The 17,904-nt window shown below is 52.0% G+C and carries 16 protein-coding genes; 4 read left to right on the forward strand and 12 right to left on the reverse strand.

Features of this window, described 5'->3' with window-relative positions; all coding sequences use genetic code 11:
• Positions 1-271 precede the first annotated feature (271 nt).
• The 5 genes from AC0YN0_RS17235 to AC0YN0_RS17255 all read right to left on the reverse strand — a co-directional run bounded on the left by AC0YN0_RS17235 (position 272) and on the right by AC0YN0_RS17255 (position 4,122).
• Positions 272-409, reverse strand: a complete 138-nt coding sequence (locus AC0YN0_RS17235) for a hypothetical protein (RefSeq protein ID WP_475822354.1) — start codon at positions 407-409, stop codon at positions 272-274.
• 15 nt (positions 410-424) lie between these two features.
• Complete coding sequence (locus AC0YN0_RS17240) at positions 425-1,018, reverse strand: hypothetical protein (RefSeq protein ID WP_475822355.1); 594 nt, start codon at positions 1,016-1,018, stop codon at positions 425-427.
• Between the two features lie 154 nt (positions 1,019-1,172).
• A complete protein-coding gene (locus AC0YN0_RS17245) occupies positions 1,173-2,921 on the reverse strand; it encodes a putative bifunctional diguanylate cyclase/phosphodiesterase (protein WP_475822356.1) in 1,749 nt (582 codons plus the stop codon).
• A 150-nt stretch (positions 2,922-3,071) separates the two neighbouring features.
• On the reverse strand, positions 3,072-3,644 hold the full coding sequence (locus AC0YN0_RS17250) for a DJ-1/PfpI family protein (RefSeq protein ID WP_475822357.1): 573 nt from the start codon (positions 3,642-3,644) through the stop codon (positions 3,072-3,074).
• A 1-nt stretch (position 3,645) separates the two neighbouring features.
• Positions 3,646-4,122: a RidA family protein gene (locus AC0YN0_RS17255; protein ID WP_475822358.1), complete on the reverse strand. Its 477-nt coding sequence runs from the start codon at positions 4,120-4,122 to the stop codon at positions 3,646-3,648.
• A 135-nt stretch (positions 4,123-4,257) separates the two neighbouring features.
• Here AC0YN0_RS17255 and pdxR point away from each other — a divergent pair, with 135 nt between their 5' ends.
• Entirely contained in the window at positions 4,258-5,682 is a 1,425-nt protein-coding gene (gene pdxR / locus AC0YN0_RS17260) for a MocR-like pyridoxine biosynthesis transcription factor PdxR (protein WP_475822359.1), read from the forward strand.
• Positions 5,683-5,724: 42 nt separating this feature from the next.
• Here the strand turns inward: pdxR and AC0YN0_RS17265 are convergent, their stop codons facing one another.
• The 3 genes from AC0YN0_RS17265 to AC0YN0_RS17275 form a co-directional block, all read right to left on the reverse strand.
• Positions 5,725-6,114: a hypothetical protein gene (locus AC0YN0_RS17265; protein ID WP_475822360.1), complete on the reverse strand. Its 390-nt coding sequence runs from the start codon at positions 6,112-6,114 to the stop codon at positions 5,725-5,727.
• 76 nt (positions 6,115-6,190) lie between these two features.
• On the reverse strand, positions 6,191-6,640 hold the full coding sequence (locus AC0YN0_RS17270) for a CcdC protein domain-containing protein (protein ID WP_475822361.1): 450 nt from the start codon (positions 6,638-6,640) through the stop codon (positions 6,191-6,193).
• A gap of 141 nt (positions 6,641-6,781) precedes the next feature.
• Positions 6,782-6,964, reverse strand: coding sequence for a hypothetical protein (locus tag AC0YN0_RS17275; RefSeq protein ID WP_337102878.1), 183 nt, complete (start codon positions 6,962-6,964; stop codon positions 6,782-6,784).
• A 278-nt stretch (positions 6,965-7,242) separates the two neighbouring features.
• Between AC0YN0_RS17275 and AC0YN0_RS17280 the strand changes: the two genes are divergently transcribed.
• From AC0YN0_RS17280 to AC0YN0_RS17290, 3 genes are all read left to right on the forward strand, one after another.
• Entirely contained in the window at positions 7,243-7,623 is a 381-nt protein-coding gene (locus AC0YN0_RS17280) for a hypothetical protein (RefSeq protein ID WP_475822362.1), read from the forward strand.
• Positions 7,624-7,771: 148 nt separating this feature from the next.
• Positions 7,772-9,424 carry an SWIM zinc finger family protein gene (locus tag AC0YN0_RS17285; protein ID WP_475822363.1) on the forward strand — a complete coding sequence of 551 codons (1,653 nt, stop codon included), beginning with the start codon at positions 7,772-7,774 and terminating at the stop codon, positions 9,422-9,424.
• A 14-nt stretch (positions 9,425-9,438) separates the two neighbouring features.
• Complete coding sequence (locus tag AC0YN0_RS17290) at positions 9,439-12,426, forward strand: DEAD/DEAH box helicase (RefSeq protein WP_475822521.1); 2,988 nt, start codon at positions 9,439-9,441, stop codon at positions 12,424-12,426.
• A gap of 75 nt (positions 12,427-12,501) precedes the next feature.
• On the opposite strand, the gene AC0YN0_RS17295 is transcribed toward AC0YN0_RS17290, so the two are convergent.
• The 4 genes from AC0YN0_RS17295 to AC0YN0_RS17310 all read right to left on the reverse strand — a co-directional run bounded on the left by AC0YN0_RS17295 (position 12,502) and on the right by AC0YN0_RS17310 (position 17,720).
• Positions 12,502-13,842 (reverse strand): ATP-binding protein, encoded by a 1,341-nt coding sequence (locus AC0YN0_RS17295; protein WP_475822364.1) that lies wholly within the window; start codon positions 13,840-13,842, stop codon positions 12,502-12,504.
• Between the two features lie 108 nt (positions 13,843-13,950).
• A complete protein-coding gene (locus AC0YN0_RS17300; protein WP_475822365.1) occupies positions 13,951-14,949 on the reverse strand; it encodes an ABC transporter permease in 999 nt (332 codons plus the stop codon).
• On the reverse strand, positions 14,946-16,436 hold the full coding sequence (locus AC0YN0_RS17305) for a sugar ABC transporter ATP-binding protein (protein WP_475822522.1): 1,491 nt from the start codon (positions 16,434-16,436) through the stop codon (positions 14,946-14,948). The genes AC0YN0_RS17300 and AC0YN0_RS17305 overlap by 4 nt, the downstream gene beginning before the upstream one ends.
• Positions 16,437-16,586: 150 nt before the next feature.
• Positions 16,587-17,720 (reverse strand): sugar ABC transporter substrate-binding protein, encoded by a 1,134-nt coding sequence (locus tag AC0YN0_RS17310; RefSeq protein WP_475822366.1) that lies wholly within the window; start codon positions 17,718-17,720, stop codon positions 16,587-16,589.
• Between the last annotated feature and the right edge of the window lie 184 nt (positions 17,721-17,904).

The following is a 17,904-nucleotide window of genomic DNA, read 5'->3' on the forward strand; positions in this document are numbered from 1 at the left end:
CCTAAATGATGATGTAACACACCACATTCTATTAAAGTAAACAAATATGAGTGCTAGGCAACTATCAATAATTCAAATTTTTATTAAATTACAAGAATTAAACTGCTTTGTACCGACGGCATTTGGTAAAACACCACCTTAGCCCCACCACGTTAATTCAGTTGAATACTAACGAAAGAAACTGATTAGAATGGCTGCCGCACCCATTAGCACAATAACTGAAATGAAAAAATAGCCAAAGATCCTTAGAGGACGCGGCATCGTACGGAGATCAACTTTTCGTATTGGCCCCCCCGCCTTCTATCTGTTGAATAGAGCGAAGGTTCTCATCGATATAATTAACGTTAGAAAATACATCTCCCGTTTCGAGCTTCTCAGGCTGGGTTTCGTGAATGTTTTTTTCGTTCATTCCCATTCCCCTCTCCTATTCCTTCACTTGAAAATCAATGTCAGTTTGTATCTTATAGCTTTGTTTATTATCTTCGCCGTCCGTATTCGCTTGAACATAAAAATCAACATAACCATCAACGACATAGTGGCCTTCAGGAAAGCCGTCCTCCCATAAGCTTTTTATGAAATCAACATAATCCTTTTCATCTTGTTCACCGTAACCGCCGCCTCGTTTGTATTCTTCTCGATGCGGCTCTCCTCTTTTGAGCGTTGTGTTCAACAACGGTTGATCCATCATGTAGTAAATGGAATAGTTCCTTGTTGTCTCCACTATTGGAAAATAGAACGGTGATGCAGAGTGATAAATGGTCACCGATTCCTTGTCTCCGATGTATTCTAATTCTCCATATACCTTTACGGGTTCACCTTTGCGATACTCTTCCTTCTCAGAGACAAGACGGTAGACAAAATCTCCTTCCGTTGCCTCGGCGCTTGAACCGTTTACTTCTTCAATATTCGACGGGGTAGGGGCGGGATCGGAGCTACCTTTATCGATCTTTGCTTGCGAGCCGCAGCTTGCCAATACGATCGTTAACGCAACATATCCTACTAATATAAATGCTCTCATTCCATATCACCTCACTGTTCTTACGAAATATGGAAAAACTATGTTGCATATGTGCGGCACCCATAAATCGCTAATTAACATTGAATTCAAAAAAACCTCACCAGCGCTGAACCACGAAGTTCAGCGCAAGTAAGGTTCCCCTTATTTTCCATTTTTAATTCCAACCGAGCAGAAGCTGCTCCAGCTCGCCGGCCGATAACGGCTTGCTGAACAAGTAACCCTGCACCTTGTCGCAGCCCCGCTCTTGCAAGTAAGCCAGCTGTCTCTCTTCCTCTACGCCTTCGGCGATCACGCACATGCTCATTCGTTTGCCGATCAAAATAATTTGTTCCACAAGCGTCGCTTGATTCGACTCCGCCCCGATCAGATCGATGAACGACTTGTCGATCTTCAGCGTCGAGATCGGCAGATGAGTCAGGTGGCTCAACGAGGAATAGCCGGTGCCGAAGTCGTCCAGAGCGATCTTAATATTTTCGCGTTTCAACTCGTTCAGCTTCACGCTTACGTAATCATACGATTCAAGCAGCACCGACTCCGTAATCTCCAGCTCCAAATGATGCGGCACAAGTCCCGATTGTCCCAGCGTACGGAGCACCATCTCGTTAAAGTCGTTTTGCAGCAGCTGCAGCACGGATATGTTGACTGACATCGTCAGGTCAGCGAACCCTTTGCGATGAAGCTCGTTCAGGAATCGGCAAGCGGTCGCCAGCACCCATTCGCCTATTGGCACGATTAGATGAGAATCCTCGGCTACGTTAATGAACTTAAGCGGCGATACATAACCGAGCTCCGGGCTCTTCCAACGCAGCAGCGCCTCCAGCCCCGATATCCGGTTCGACGCCAAATCGACCTGAGGCTGATAGACCAGCTCGAACTCTTCCTGCTCTAATGCCTTGTACAGCTGCTTCTCGATCATCATCCGTTCGGCGAACATCTCGTTCAGCGGATGATCGAAGACGACATAGTTGTCTTTTCCGGCTTCCTTCGCTTTGTACATCGCAATGTCCGCGCGTTTCACCAGCTCCATCATATCGCTGCCATGATCCGGATATAAGCTGACGCCGACGCTAATGCTGATATGAATCATCGTGTTCTCCACATCCACCGCTTCTTTAAAGCAGGATAAAACGCTGCCCGCCGCGTCATGAATATGCTCCTGCTCTTCCAGAGCATGCCATACGATAATGAACTCATCTCCGCCGAACCGGTATACGTCACCCTGACGGCCGACGATTGCCCTTAAACGCTCGCTTGCCTTCAAGATGAGCCGGTCGCCGAATCCATGCCCCATCGTATCGTTAATATATTTGAAGTTGTCTATATCGACGAACAGAAGTGCTGCTTGGCCCGGTCTGCCCGCCAGGAAAGAACTCGACACGTTCTCGTACAGCGCCAGCTTATTCGGCAGACCTGTCAACAGATCGTGGTAGGCCAGATGCTGCATCTTCTCTTCGCTTTCCCTCAGCTTCTTCTGATTATCGATGACGAATTCGTATTGCTGCCGCAGCTCGTCCTCGGTCGCCGTAATCTCCTCGTAAGCGGACTCCAGCTCATCGTGGGCCTGCACCATTTCGCGATAAGCAAGCTCTAGCTTCTCTTCCATTCTCTTGATGCGCTTAAGCGTCCGCCATATAAGTCCGAAGACGAGCAGCGCGGTAACGAGGATGAAGAACCACCCTTTAATCATATTAATACTAGCGAGCCAATCGGCATCGTCCGTAATAGCCGATACAGCCCGATCCGTTAACAAGATCCACAAGCTCCCGACTATAAAATATATGCCTGCAATCCGCAGTGAGCCTTGCAACGGGCTAAAGGAACGCTTGTCTCCCCATCCCTTGCCTAGCTTCTCAGCTTCATTTCTTTTTGGATGGGTACTCTTGTCTTTTTTTCTATGCAGCATGCGGCCCTCTCCCATTCGGTAATCCGTATTTACTGTTAAAATTTTCTACAAAATTACCGAAATTCCTCCATTATTCTCTATTTTACGCAAATAAAAAGAAGGAACTGTGTCCAAACTGGACAAGTCCTTCTCCTGTTCCTGCTATGACGCTTACGTTAAGCGTTTATAATACGGATAATCCATCGTTTGCTGAATCTCTGCCGCAACAGCCTCACCCCAGATCGATTCGATGAAAAACAATCCCAAATCGACGGATGCCGTAATTCCTCCACCTGTAAAAACCGTGCCATCCCGCACATATCTCTCCTTCACCGCAGTGTCGCAATAAGGAACGAGCAGTTCGATAGCGTTTGGATTCGTAGTTGCCCGCTTCCCCGCGAGCAAGCCCGCAGCGCCAAGCAGAACTGCTCCCGTACAAACGGACGCTTTATATTCGGCTCCTTCTGCCGTCCGCAGCCACTCAATGAACGAAGCGTCGCCAACAAGTCTCCTCGTCCCGATTCCTCCAGGAATGAACACGACATCGTAATCGCCCAAATCTGGCAAAACAAGATCGGCCTTTACGCGCATGCCGCGATCATCCGTAATCTCTCCCGCAGCCGCGCAGTAATCCCAAGTCATATTTTCCACTATGCCGCGTTTCTTCAGCCAAGTCACCGCATTATGGAAGCCGCTGAAGTCAAGCGTCGTCATATCATCGAATAATATAAAAGCAAGCCGCATCTTAATGTTCCTCCCGCACAGCAAATATGGAATCGATAATAACGGGCAGTCCGCCTCGCAAGGATACCGCTCCGAATACGGAGCGAGCATGTACGCCTCTATCCCCGAACACTTCGGCCATCAGATCGGAGAAGCCGTCGAGCACCTTATGATGCTCCTCGAACTCCGCGCTTGCGTTAATGAAGCCCTGCGCCTTCACGACGCGAGCCACCTTGTCCAATGAACCGAGATAAGACTGGACGACGGCCAATATTTCAATCGCCGTCTCTCTCGCATACTTATAGCCTTCCTCTGTCGTATAATGGATACCCAGCTTCCCTCTTGCTCCGCTGCCTGGTCCTTTGCCCGATACGAACAGCAGCCCGCCTTCCAAGACGCAGTTCGCATAGCTTGCTGCCGGTTCGCTGGCGGGCGGCAGCTTGATGCCTAACCTCTCCAACCTAGAACCCGTATCCTCTACCTGTACATCGTTCCCCACGCCGTTGTCCCCCTTCACCCTTCTCTATTGCCGATTGCTTAGATCACAGTCTATACTACAATTGACCCTTAACAAAGTGTCAGTTAGCCACTCTTTTTAGTGGTCAGATTGACTGAAGCGGAGGCACTTACCCCCATGGATATTACGCTTCATCCGAACGATTCAGGAGCGCTATACTTACAGCTTTATAAGCGTATCAAGACGCTTATTCAGGATGGCATCGTACAAAACGGAACAAAACTTCCCTCGGTGCGGACATTATGCAAGCAATTAGGCGTCAGCAAAACGACCGTCGAGACCGCCTATCAGATGCTCTTGGAGGAAGGTTACGCGGCGAGCAAGCCGCGCTCCGGCCTATATGTGATCCATCACCATTATGGACAGCACCCGCACGTGAGCATATCTCCGCAGAATAGTGAACCTGCGAGACAGCATTACAAGCAAGACGCCAAGCCGCAGGACGCAGTGATCGACTTCAGCCTATTGACCGTCGACGGCGAGTCCTTCCCGCTCCGCCAGTGGCGATCCGCCCTAGCCGAATCGCTTGCGGCAAACAGCCGCTTCATTCACGAATACGGCGATCCGAAAGGCGAATACAGCTTGCGCGAACAGATTGCGCGCTACCTGACGAATTCGAGGGGAGCAGTCTGTACGGCCGAACAGATCGTCGTCGGCACGGGCATTTCGAACAGTATCCATGTGCTATCAAGGCTGCTTGGAGAGGGATTGGCCGTTGGCGTTGAGGCATATGGCATTGCTCAGGTGAGGACGATTTTCGAACAAAATCAATTAAAGCTTATCCCGATTCAAGGCGAAGGCGACCATCACGAATTGACCTTCGAGCAATTGGAGCGCAGCATGCTACAGGCGCTCTATTTGACCCCGTCACATCGTCCCGCGGGCAGTCCTCTTCCCTACAAAACGCGGCAACAGCTTCTGCAATGGGCACAAGCAAGCGGCAGTTATATCATTGAAGACGATTATGACGGCGAATTCCGTTATTACGGCAAAACAATCCCTTCTTTGCAAGGGATGGACCGCCATGATTCCGTTATCTATTTAGGCACATTCTCCAAGTCGTTCACGCCCGCGCTGCGGATGAGCTATATGGTGCTCCCGCCGAAGCTTATGGAGAAGCTAAACGATCTAACGCATATTCTGACATGCCCGTCGCGAATCGATCAGTGGGCGATGGAGCTGTTCATGGAGAAAGGCCATTGGTATCGTCATATTCGCAAAATGAGGCAGGTGTATCGGAGGAAGCATGAATGGATGATCGCATGCATCGAACGCTGCTTGCCGGGCAAAGCGCTAGTGACAAGCGATCATGCTGGGCTGCATATCGAGCTGACGCTGGAAGCGAGCTGCAGCGCCGAGCGGCTGATCGAGTTGGCCGCAGCCGCAGGGGTTCGCGTCTACGGCTTACAAAGCAGCGGCCTGCACGGGCATCACGAAAAGCCCAAGCTTTATTTGGGCTTCGGAGGCATAACTGACAGCGATATGTCGCATGGCATTCAATTATTAAGCGAAGCATGGACGCCTGTATGGCGTCATAAATAAAAAAAGCGATATGGCCCGAGAGCGCATATCGCTTGCTTCGCATTATTTTTTGCTAAGTCTAATTACGAGATAAATGACCTCTACAATAAGGCCAACGGCGAAGCCGGCTGCAATCAACTCCATGAACACAAGGATACTGATGAGATCCTCCCAGCCGGTCATATCCCTAGAATAAACGGCCATTCCGATTAGACCCGCCGCGAGTCCGGCAGTCGAGCATAATGCCAGCTTACGCGCGCCCAGCCATCCGAAGAAGCCGAACAGAAACGATAAGCCCGTGCCTAACAGCAGAAACCGGAACGCATACACTCCCGTGAAGGCTTGCTCCATAAGGACGAACCGTATAAGCCATAGCAGCAAGGTTGCCGTAAGCGACGATATGCCCGCCCATAGCCACCACCGACTGCTTCTTGCAGCAGGAAGCCAACGCATAACTACTGCCCCTCTCTCGAAACGCTTTTTCTTGATGCATCTATAAGACGTATCTCGAGTTGCAATTGTTTCGGGACTAGGCTCGAAGCCCGGCGACCTTGCGGTATTTCATGTAAGAGACCACGCGCCAAGGCAATACGTAGGAGAACGCAACGAGCATGAACAAGGCGCCCAGCGTCGAAGCATTAACCATATCGAGGTACCCGCGAAGGACGAATCGAATCGCAAGGACAGCCAGGAAAGCAATAATGAAGCCTATGTTTTTCGTTGCGTATATTTGGTTGTCGTCGCGAATTTCATAGTTCGTCGTCCATATGAGCGGCAGTGACAATACAATACCTAAAACGACGGCAATAATCCAATCATACATCGGTGCATGCACGTCCGAATTCATGAACAGGGTCACGCCCGGCAGCATGAACAACAGCGGCATTAACAGTCTTTTTCCTCCGAGCACCGGCTTGTAGAAAGCTCTTGTTCGCCTCCATAATACGAATGCCGCAATCACCAAAATCATAACATACATTTCGTTCACACCTTCACCGCTTTCCGCTCTATTTTTATCCTCAACCAGTATACATGGATTAGGTTATTTTGGAAATATTTATGTGCGCAAAAAAATAGAGCACCATAAGATGCTCCTAACGAATAACGATGATGTTGCTTGCTACATTTGACGACGTCTTACCGTATTCAGCTCCATCTCGTTCTGGTGCCATTCTTTAATGATATGCTGATAAAAATGGCTCTCTTGCGAGCTTAAGCCCCGCTTATTGCTCTTCACGGCAAACTTCTCGATGCGCTTCTTCAAAATCTCGTTGCGACGACCCAACAAATCCGAATAAGTCAAGTAAAATCAGCCTCCAGCAGTCGTATTCTGTCTCGTCTCGATTAAGTATATCGGAATAACCGGGTATTGAAAAACCGCATATGCTCGCTATTATCCGCAAATATCCGCCTTAGCGTCTCTCTTCCAAAGCGAGTAAATCGTATTCGGAAATATCCTTCCCGATACGCAGTCTCACGATAGGAGGGCAGCCTATTTTCAGCTAATAGAGTAGAATCGTCCAAGCCGTTTGGCAACCTTTTCATAGAATATATGAATCTATTGAAAGGTTGTGAGATTAGATGGCTGTGTTTAAATATTCAACTGGCCCCGTCGAGAACTCCGTTAATGTCGACGATTCGTTCACGCCGCCGGGCGCATCGAGCTTCGTCTTCGTCAAGGCGCTTAACAACAGTACGTGCAATAGCGCAAGGGTACGCGTGAAGCTGTTTCAACTGAACGGAAGGAAGCGGCTCGTGAGCAATCAGTCATTTACATTAAGAAGATTCGAATCCAACTTCGTCATTCTCGACGTTGCAACACTCGCGCAATACGAGGTGCAAATCTTCACCAGCCACAAGAGCGTGCTCGTCTCCGCTTGGGGCAAAAACGCAGACGGCCAGCTCGTCGCCGCTCAGCGCTTCACCCAACAGGAGCTTACCAAAGCGACCTTCAAAGGCTAACAAACGATGATGAAATGGCTGTGCAGGCCCTCCCTCCTGTGCAGCCATTTTTTTGCGTTTAGTGATATAATCTAGAGTAGCCGAAGACGCTGTTCTTTGGCAGTCAAAGCTATTTTTCATAGTGAAACAAATGGGAGATTATTCGAACATGGATAACTTGTATAGGATAGATAACAATCAATGGAATATGCTTGTTCAAGACGTAAGCGACAGCTTCGACGATGGAACCATTAAGCGCGGGTATGCTTATTACAGACAGGGGCGTGTGCTTCATATCGCGATGAGCGCGCCGCAGCAAATAGAGGGAATCGTCGAGGGGAACGACAATTATAAGGTCGAGATTAACCTCGATTTTTTCACACTGAGCAACTGCTCGTGTCCGGTAGGCGGCAACTGCAAGCATCAATTCGCGATTCTGCTCGAGTACGCCAGACTACAGAACCGATCCGTCGAGATGCTTGTGAACGCTGGACAGCATGTTTTCAGCCAGCCTTCGCCGCGATCCGCAACTACATTCGCAGCATCCGTACGCAAGCAACAGCCCGTTGCCAATAAGCCAGCCGTCTTATCGGCAGCGGAACTGACGGGCAAGGGCAGCAGGCTTGCACAGATGACGATCGCCCAATGGCAGGAATGGTTCGCCCTTTGCACGGCAGGACTTGAAGAGAAGACACGGAACGGACAATATGTGCAAGATTCGCTAAAGGCCATTATGGCTCACAAGCCCCCGCTCTCGCCCGTACTGGAGCAGCTTCTTGGTCTGAACGCCCGGCTCTTCGTCCTTCAAGCGCTGACGAAGCCGATGGCGAACTCCTCCATGCCGGGCCACTTCTATATGGGTTTCTTCACGAATTCAGCCGCTATCGATCTAGAAAAAGAAATAATGGGCGTATTGGATTCTTATCTTCCCATCCAAGCTGAACCTGAGCAATGGGATCGCGTCAAGGAGACCCTCGCTATTATTCGCCGCGCCATGCTCGTCCAATCACGCATTCAGCAAGCTGCGGTCAGCTTCTACTTCCAGCTGTGGACGGAGTGGCTGACACCGAATTTGAACGACGCAGCGCTTTATGAAGAAGAGCTTCGAGAGCTGATGGCTGCTTCCGAAGCGATGGGAGGCGAGCTCCGCCAATATCCGTGGCTGATTGCGCAGAGCTGGATGTCGTTTAGCTTATCCGACGACGAGAAGGCTTGGGAGCTGCTAGGCACGATCAAACGGTCCGATGGCAATTCCGATGATCTGTTCCGATTCCTGCATGCCCTCATTAAGGATAAACATTGGGACCGATTGATCCGTTGGCTGTCATGGTTCGGTTCGAACATCGTAGGCTTAGTCACCCATGCCGAGCAATTGTATTCGCATCTATGGGACGAGGTGCTTCTCCATCGTCCAGACGCCGAGCCGCTCATGTGGCATGCGCTGAAGCAGCGACTGCCAGCCAGCCAGGAAGCTTATGAGGACAAACTGCTCGCTTACGGCAAGCTGCGCGAATGGATGGACTTCCAGATGAGCTCGGGCAGAGAGCCGCTCGATTATCGCGTCTCGGAATTCGCGGATATCGAGCGCAACGATCCGAAGCTGCTGCTCCCCTTCTACCACCAAGCCGTGGAGCGGTACGTTCTGCTCAAGAACAGAGCCGATTACAAGCAGGCGGTCAAGCTGCTTAAGAGGCTCGCCAAACTATACAAGAAGCTGAAACGAGAGGATAGATGGGAGCTGTTCCTGAACTCGTTCCTCGAGCGGCATAGCAGGCTGCGCGCCCTATCAGAGGAATTGAGGAAAGGAAAGCTGATACCATGAGTACGAACATGAACATGAGCATCCAAGTAGACATGATTAAGGTTACCGTTACAATAACGACACAAGGCGACGCCCTCTTATACGGATATAGAGCGAATCGCAACACCGCTATGAGCGGCTTGGCGCTAAAGCACCGCTTATTTGCCTGGCATGAGCCTTCCTTCTATGGAACAGAGCTAGAAGTCATGCAGGTACAGCATACAGAGCTCATTCTGCTGCCTGCCGAGCAGGTGCTTCCGTTCTTCGCCGAGCTGGAGCTCCTCTCTTCGATTGAATGGGAATGGGCCGGACATGGGCCCGCGCTCGTTCGGCTGGCGCCAGTGCTGGCGGCATGTCTGGAGGAAAAACGGTATATTCCGAGTCTCCCTGCCTTCCAGGAAGGCAAGCTGGAATGGTCGTGGGACAATACAGACGCGCAAGGGATACTCGATCAAACGCAAGAGTATGAAGATCAGGATGAACAAGCGGAGGATACGCTTACGGAAGGGCTTCGAGCGTCATTCTCGGCCGCCGTATTCGGTCGCTTCTATTCTACCGAAGCCGAGCAAGCCGATCTGCACCGGGAATTCCCGCTCTTATTCGCGGAAGATCGCTCGGCGGCTGCCGGGATGGACGAGCAGGCTTGGCTTATTGCGGTCGGCTGGAGAGCCGATTCGGCGCCGTTCCGGCCGCTTCTGCAATTGCTTGAGCCGGGCGAGGAGGAGCTGGACTGGCGGCTGCGGCTTGTGCTGCAGGACAAGCTGGACGCTGCGGCGATTACGCCAATCCGCCTGGCAGCCAGCGGCAGCGCGTTAGGCTCTTGGCCGGCGTCATGGACGGGCTTCGTGCAAGAACGCTCGGCTGGCTGGCTGGAGCATCTTCGCGCTTGTCTTCCGGCAGCGCAGTTGGCGGGTGAAGGCTCTCGTAACGATGATCTGCTTAACGCTCCGTTATCGGACGAAGCCGCTTGGCAGTTTCTAACGACGGACAGCAAGCGTCTGCTCGAAGCCGGCTGGCAAGTGCTGCTTCCCGCCTGGTGGGAGGCGGCGAGCAAGAAGAAACCGCGGCTGCGCGCCAAAGTGAAAGACGGCGCGGGGCGCGGGGCGAACAAGTCGCAGTCGCTGTTCGGCCTCGACTCGCTCGTCGACTTCGACTGGCGAATCGCGATTGGTGAAGCCGATCTCACCGAGGAAGAGTTCGCCGCACTCGTCGCACGCAACGAACGCCTCGTTCGCTTCCGCGGGCAATGGATCTCGCTTGATCCAGCCCTGCTGTCGCAAATTCGCAAGCTAATGGCCAGCGTGGATCGGACGGAAGGACTGTCCTTCCAGGACGTACTGCAGCTGCATCTGCTCGGAAACGGCGGCGCGAGCAGTCCTGAAGAAGAGGCGGCTGCAGCGGCGGACAACGCGGCCCGTATCCAGCTCGAGGTCGAGCTTAACGAGCATCTCGTTAAGCTGATCGGGCAGCTCGGCTCGCAATCCGAGCTGCCGCCCCTTGAGCCGCCGGCCGGGCTGCGCGCCGAGCTGCGAACCTATCAGCGGGAAGGCTACGCATGGCTTTCCTTCCTGAGACGCTTCGGTCTTGGCGCTTGTCTCGCCGACGACATGGGCCTGGGCAAGACGGTACAGCTGATCGCGTACTTGCTGCATATGAAGGAAACGGGAGCGCTGCAAGACGGCGCTCCCCCGGTTCTTATCATTTGCCCAACGTCCGTGCTCGGCAACTGGCAGAAAGAAATTACGCGCTTCGCCCCATCGCTCAGCGTCACGCTCCACTACGGCGGCAGGCGCAACAGCGGCGACGCCTTCCTTGCGCAGACTCGGCAAGCCGACATCGTGCTGACCTCCTATGCGACGGCCACGCTTGATCAAGAGCTGCTGCAGTCCATTAACTGGGCTGCAATCTGTCTTGACGAAGCGCAGAACATTAAGAACGCTCAGACAAAGCAATCGTCGGCCGTTCGCGGCATGAAGGCTAAGCATCGCATCGCCCTTACAGGCACGCCGATCGAGAACCGGCTGAGCGAGTTATGGTCGATCTACGACTTCATCAATCCCGGCTTCCTCGGCAGCGCAGCGGGTTTCCAGCAGCGGTTCGTCAAGGCGATCGAAACCGAGCGCGACGAGAAACGGATGGCGGACCTTCAGAAGCTCGTTAAGCCGTTCATGCTGCGCCGCAAGAAAAAGGATCCCGCGATCCAGCTCGACTTGCCGGATAAGAACGAGATGAAGACGTACATTCATCTCACGGCCGAGCAAGGCGCGCTTTATGACCAGAGCGTGAATCAGCTCATGGACCGCATGCAGAAGCTCGAGGGCATCGAGCGGAAAGGCGCGATTCTTGCCGCGCTCACCCAGCTCAAGCAGCTATGTGATCACCCGCTGCTGCTGACGAAGGAGAGGACGGCGGCAGCAATCGGCGAGGCCGCTGCCGATGCTCCGCTTGATACGGAAGCGCTCATCAGCCGCTCCTCCAAGCTGGAGCGCCTGCTCGCGATGGTTCGCGAGCTGCGCGACGAAGGCGAGCGCTGCCTCATCTTCACGCAATATGTCGGCATGGGACAGATGCTGCAGCAGGTGCTCCGGCATGAGCTGCAGGAGCCGGTGCTGTACTTGAACGGCAGCACGTCCAAGTCTGCGCGCGACCGAATGATCGAGCAATTCCAATCGCAGACGCTGCCCCCCGAGGAGCAGCCGAACGTATTCATCCTATCCATTAAGGCCGGAGGCGTCGGACTTAATCTGACAGCGGCGAATCATGTCTTCCACTTCGACCGCTGGTGGAATCCGGCCGTCGAGAACCAAGCGACCGACCGCGCATACCGGATGGGCCAGACCAGAGATGTACAGGTGCATAAGTTCATCTCGCTCGGTACGCTCGAGGAGCGGATCGACGAGATGCTCGAGAGCAAGCAGCAGCTTAGCGACACGATCATCACAAGTTCCGAAGGCTGGATTACCGAGCTATCGACCGATGCGCTGCGCGACCTCTTCACGCTGCGGCATGATTTTGCCGATTAAGGACATTCCATAAAAATAAGGGTTATCCGATTGATTGGCCATTGCCCCCCGTCGGATAACCCTTTTACTATCTTCTCACACCACGTTGGCTTTCTTACCGCCTGTTTCCTTCATCTTCACGTCTTTAGCGAAGCTGAACTGAAACGAGGTTCCCGCCCCTATCCTGCTTTGAATGTCGATCTTGCCATTCATCTTTTTAATGATGCCGAACGACACCATCGTCCCAAGGCCCGTTCCTTTCTCCTTCGTCGAATAATAAGGCGTGCCGAGCCTTCGTATTTGTTCCTGCGTCATGCCGCAGCCGGTATCGTTAATGCTAATAAGCAATTGATCTTGATATTTTTCCGATCTGATCTCGAGCAGTCCGCCGCTCGGCATCGCCTCGATCGCGTTTTTGCCGATGTTGATCATCGCTTGGCGGAACTTGTATCGATCCCCAGCAACAAAGAGAGGCTGTTCGTCCGCTACGTACTCTTTAATCTGAATGTTGTTATAGTTCGCATAAGTGAGCAGCACGTTCGACAAATAATGAACCTCTTCATTCAAGTCGATATTTTCGACCGTCTCGGGATCGGGCTTGGCCAGCGTCAAGTAATCGGTGATGATTAGCTGCGCTCGATCTAATTCTTCCAGACTGATCTTTTTGTAAAACTCTTTCTTCTGCTGGCTTAAGTTCGCCGTTCCGAGCAGCTCGATGAACCCTCTGACGGTCGTGAGCGGATTGCGAATCTCGTGAGCGACGGAGGCGGCCATGTCGCCGACGATCTTCATTTTCTCGCTGCGAATAACCTCTTCCTGCATGTAAAAATATTTGCCGAGAATCTCGATTAAATAAATGCCGATTCCGATAATGACGCCTTGCAGCAGATAGGTTTCCAAGGTCTCTATCGGCTTTTTGTAAAGCAAATCGAAGCTTCCAATCATCGAGAGGTATAGAGAGAATGTAATAAGTTTAATGGAAGTGCATAACAAAACGGCAGCCATGATCTTTTGCGGCAGCTTGAGTGTATGATAACGCTTGTTAAGACCATAGACGATAATCAGTGTTGGCAACAGAGCGCACACATAGATCAGCTCGTTCGGATTGCCTGACAAATACCGAAAGATCAGCAATGTCGCATATAACAACAACGCGACGGGGATCCCGCCGTATAACGAGCCAATGGCTAAAGGAATAGAGCGAAAATCGTATGTAAGGCCGTGGATATGGATAGGAAAGGACATCGTCGTAATGAGCGCAATCGCAAAAAGAATATAGAGAAGAAACTTGTAGAGCAGCAATTTGCCCCTTACTCTGAAAATATACGGATAAAAAACGAGCGGGGAAAAAATAAGAAAAATATTAAGAATAAAATCTTTGAATTGAGCGACCATGACTTCCCCCAGCCCTATACCTATTTGACCTAAATATATCATAAAAGGTCGCTCTTGGATGCATCTTTTCGGCAAGAAAAAAAGCGGTCCGCAGTCTTTGTCCAGACTGTCTGAACCGCTTCATTTATAGAGCCCATCTTGACCGCCCAGCTAGTGCTTCCGCTTGTAATACGTTATCGCTAGCGCAAGTGCCAGAACGGAGCCTTTCACAATATCCATCGCGTAATAGGGTACAGAGAGCATGACGAGTCCGTTGGACAATATGCCGATAAGCACCGCGCCCGCGAACGTGCCGAACGCATTAGGTTTGCCGGCTCCGAATACGGAGTAGCCGATAAACGCCGCCGCAACCGCGTCCATTAAGTACGAGCCGCCTGAATTAACCTCTGCATTCATGACGCGCGCACCGAGTATGATTCCGCCGACTGCCGCGAACAACGCCGATACGAGATAAGCGATCAAGCGGTACTTGCCCACCGCGATGCCTGACAGCTTAGCCGCTTCCGGGTTGCCGCCAATCATATACATATAACGGCCATGCTTCGTGTACGTCAGGAATAGATGTACGACGATGACGACGAGCAGCATAATAATGATGATCCACGGCACTTCGCCCAGCTTGCCGAAGGAATCGGGAATAACGCCCGTGGCGAAATCGCCGTTTGGCATAATCATATTTTGCGAGATCGTCGCGCCCTTGGTGTACGTCAGCGCCACGCCTTGGAAGATAAACATCGTCGCCAGCGTCATCAACATATCTTGTATCTTGAAGTTGATCACAAGAAACGCGTTAATCAAGCCGATAACGAGACAGAAGGCGATCGTGATCGCGATGCCGACGCCGATGTTCTGTCCATGCCAGACGAACATGGAGATGACGAGCGCGTTGGCGACCGAAGCCGTCGAACCGACCGATAAGTCGAAGCCCCCGACCGACAGCGACACCGTAAGTCCGGTTGCGATAATCGTTACAATAGCAATCGAACGCAAAATGTTAATAATATTAGCGCCGTTCAAGAAGTTGTCCGTCATTGTGCCGAACACGGCTATGAGCAGCAGGATCGTAATCAACGTCCCGTATTTATAAAGAAAGTCAAAGAAATGAAACCCTTTCGCGCTCCGATTGGCATTCGCTTCGGCAGCCTTCATGTCAACAAGCCTCCAGTGCTGTATAGCAAAATCTCTTCCTCATTCGTATGCTTCGTCTCCAGCTCTTTAATGACGCCTCCGTCATACATGACGTACATGCGGTCGGTGATGCCCATCATCTCGGACATTTCGCTGGAGGCGTATAGGATGCATTTGCCGCGGCTAGCCAGCTCGGCTACCAGCTCGTAGATGTCGCGCTTCGCGCCGACATCCACCCCTTTGGTCGGCTCGTCGAAAATGTAGACGTCAGCGTCGACGAGCAGCCATTTGCCGATCGCGACCTTCTGCTGATTGCCGCCCGACAGATTGCGAACCTTCGCTGCTCCGCTTGGCGTCTTAATGCCAAGATCGGCAATGATCGCCGTCGCGGCTTTCTTCTCCTTCGCCGCGCTCAGCCACGAACCCCATTTGGTGAATCGGGACAGAACCGATGCCGTAATGTTGTCGGACACCGACTCATCGACGAAGACGCCTTCACGCCGACGCTCCTCAGGTACGAGCGCCAGACCGTGCTTCACCGCTTCATGCGGCGAACGAATCCGCAGCTTGCACCCTTGCAGATAGGTATCGCCCGTCGATGTCGATGACGCTCCGAACAAGGCGCGGCAAAGCTCCGTCTTGCCCGCGCCGACGAGACCCGCGAGGCCGACGATCTCGCCTTTGCGAATGAATAGCTCGACGTTCTTCACCTTGTCCGTATCGGTGATCGACTTCGCCTCGAACCACTTCTCCCCTATCGCCCTTACCGACCTCGGAAATTGTCCGTCAAGCTTCGCACCCAACATATGCTCAACCACTTGCTGCTGGCTGAGCCGCTTGATTTCGTCTCGTATGACAAGCTTCCCGTCACGCATAATCGTGATGTCGTCGCATATTTCATACAGCTCCGGCAGACGGTGGGAGATGAAGATAATGCCTACGCCTTCCGACTTAAGCTGTCGCACTAAGCGGAACAGCTGCTCCGTCTCGCTATGGCTAAGCGGCGCGGTCGGCTCGTCCAATACGAGGAAGCGGCATTCCATCGACACTGCCCGGGCGATCAAAACCATCTGCTTCTCCGCAAGCGTCAGCTCTTGGACAAGCTTGCGTGTCGGCACCTTCACATTCAGGCGGTCCAGCACAGCCTGAGCCGAGCGGTGAAGCTGCTTCCAGCCAATGAGATGCCGTCCCTTCATGTTATGGACGGTTTGTTCCATCATAATATTTTCGCCGACGGTCAAGTTGGGAATTAGGACAGTGTCTACTTCCTGATAGACGATCTGAATGCCGTTATCCTTCGCGTCCTTCGGCGACCGAATAGCCGCTTGCTTGCCGTCCAGCCATATATCGCCCGTGTAGTGATTGTACGCGCCCGAGAGCACCTTCATCAGCGTTGACTTACCTGCCCCGTTCGCGCCGATTAAGGCATGAGCCCGTCCCGCCAACGTGTGGAAGTCAACGTCGGTTAACGCCTTTACACCGGGAAACTCGATCGAGATCCGTTTCATCTCAAGCTTGCTTGCTTGTCGCTCTGTCAACTGCCCTACCTTCCTCTCCAAACAGGATAGAGCGCCCCCATCCGGATGGACAAGGGCGCTTTCCTTAAGCTTCATGCAGCTAGTGCTAGCTGTACCATTATTCGATATGGCTGCTTTCGTCTATTTGCCGTTAGCGGCTTTCAACGATTTGATCCAGTCCTCTTCAAAAGCATCCGTCGTTCCCCAGCCAGGGATGATTTCGGCAAGCGTAACCATGTTGACAGGGTTAGCCGACGTCTTCAATGTTTCTTGGTCAATCAACGCCGCTTCCAAGTTGTACGATGCAGGCGTTTCTTCGCCAGCCAGCTTCTTCGCAAGCAATCTTACGTTCACCGCGCCGATCATCTTCGGATCAACCGCAGCAGTGGATGCCCAAGGGCTGTTCTCTTCTTGCATAATTTGCAGGTCGGCGTTCGATACGTCGATGCCGTAAATCTTGATTTCCGTGCGTCCCGCTTCGATCAGCGCTCTAGCTGCACCGATTGCGAAAGCATCCCAAGTTGCGAAGATCGCGTCGATCTCGCCTTTCGGGTATTTCGTCAGCATTGCCGCTACCGCGTTTTGCGTATCAACCGATGTGTTCTCATTCGCAACGCCGAAACGGTCAACTTCCTTGATGTTCGGGTATTTGGCAAGCGTATCCGTGTATACCTTGTTGCGGCGTACCATTGGAGGGAAGCCGTCTACCCAAAGGTATACGATCTTTGCATCCTCGCCTTGCTCTTTCACGAGATTGTCTAGGGCGAATTGCGCGAGCGCTTCGTCGTCTTGCGAAGTAAGAGTAACGCCGGATACGCCGGACAGTTCTCCCACGGAATCGAAAGCAACGACTTCGATGCCTTTATCTCTTAGCTTCTGTACAGCTTTCACTGTAGCAGGGTCATCGCCGTGCGAGACGACTACGCCGTCTACGTCGCTGTTCGCCGCTTGGTCAAGCGCGTCAAGGAACTTCACCGTGTCGCCGTTCGCCGAGAACGTGTCGACGCTGAATCCAAGCGCTTCGCCCTCTTGCTTTGCGCCAGCAAGGAATTGTGCGGTATGATCGTCTCCGCCGATCTTGCGGATTACTTTCAGTTTTATATCGCCTTTATCGGCCAATGCCGCAGGAACGTCTACCTTCTCTACATTAGCAGACTGGTTATTGCCGCCTGCTGCTTCGTTTGCGTTGTTGTTCTTCGCTTGTCCGCAGCCCGTTGCTACGATAACGACGGCCAGCATCAGACCAAGCATAGAACGAAGTTTCTTGTTGTTCATTTTGTTTTCTCCCCTTGTATCTACAAATGAATGTATTAATACAAGTAATCCTATCGGATATTCTATTGAACGTCAATAGATTATCTATTTAATATTTGTAAAAACAGCAAATTTGCTTTGATTTTGTTCACACAATCCCCATTATACCTCAAAAATGACTCATAAGACGAAAAAAACTTCCCGA

This window comes from Paenibacillus sp. J22P218 (genome assembly GCF_056269195.1).

What these genes read in the sequence shown, in the direction of transcription:
- AC0YN0_RS17310 (WP_475822366.1), bottom strand. Translation starts at nt 17,720, where the DNA reads ATGAACAACAAGAAACTTCGTTCTATGCTTGGTCTGATGCTGGCCGTC.
- AC0YN0_RS17300 (WP_475822365.1), bottom strand. Translation starts at nt 14,949, where the DNA reads ATGAAGGCTGCCGAAGCGAATGCCAATCGGAGCGCGAAAGGGTTTCAT.
- AC0YN0_RS17305 (WP_475822522.1), bottom strand. Translation starts at nt 16,436, where the DNA reads ATGAAACGGATCTCGATCGAGTTTCCCGGTGTAAAGGCGTTAACCGAC.
- AC0YN0_RS17290 (WP_475822521.1), top strand. Translation starts at nt 9,439, where the DNA reads ATGAGCATCCAAGTAGACATGATTAAGGTTACCGTTACAATAACGACA.
- AC0YN0_RS17245 (WP_475822356.1), bottom strand. Translation starts at nt 2,921, where the DNA reads ATGCTGCATAGAAAAAAAGACAAGAGTACCCATCCAAAAAGAAATGAA.
- AC0YN0_RS17270 (WP_475822361.1), bottom strand. Translation starts at nt 6,640, where the DNA reads ATGTATGTTATGATTTTGGTGATTGCGGCATTCGTATTATGGAGGCGA.
- AC0YN0_RS17265 (WP_475822360.1), bottom strand. Translation starts at nt 6,114, where the DNA reads ATGCGTTGGCTTCCTGCTGCAAGAAGCAGTCGGTGGTGGCTATGGGCG.
- AC0YN0_RS17285 (WP_475822363.1), top strand. Translation starts at nt 7,772, where the DNA reads ATGGATAACTTGTATAGGATAGATAACAATCAATGGAATATGCTTGTT.
- AC0YN0_RS17280 (WP_475822362.1), top strand. Translation starts at nt 7,243, where the DNA reads ATGGCTGTGTTTAAATATTCAACTGGCCCCGTCGAGAACTCCGTTAAT.
- AC0YN0_RS17240 (WP_475822355.1), bottom strand. Translation starts at nt 1,018, where the DNA reads ATGAGAGCATTTATATTAGTAGGATATGTTGCGTTAACGATCGTATTG.
- AC0YN0_RS17295 (WP_475822364.1), bottom strand. Translation starts at nt 13,842, where the DNA reads ATGATATATTTAGGTCAAATAGGTATAGGGCTGGGGGAAGTCATGGTC.
- pdxR (WP_475822359.1), top strand. Translation starts at nt 4,258, where the DNA reads ATGGATATTACGCTTCATCCGAACGATTCAGGAGCGCTATACTTACAG.
- AC0YN0_RS17235 (WP_475822354.1), bottom strand. Translation starts at nt 409, where the DNA reads ATGAACGAAAAAAACATTCACGAAACCCAGCCTGAGAAGCTCGAAACG.
- AC0YN0_RS17250 (WP_475822357.1), bottom strand. Translation starts at nt 3,644, where the DNA reads ATGCGGCTTGCTTTTATATTATTCGATGATATGACGACGCTTGACTTC.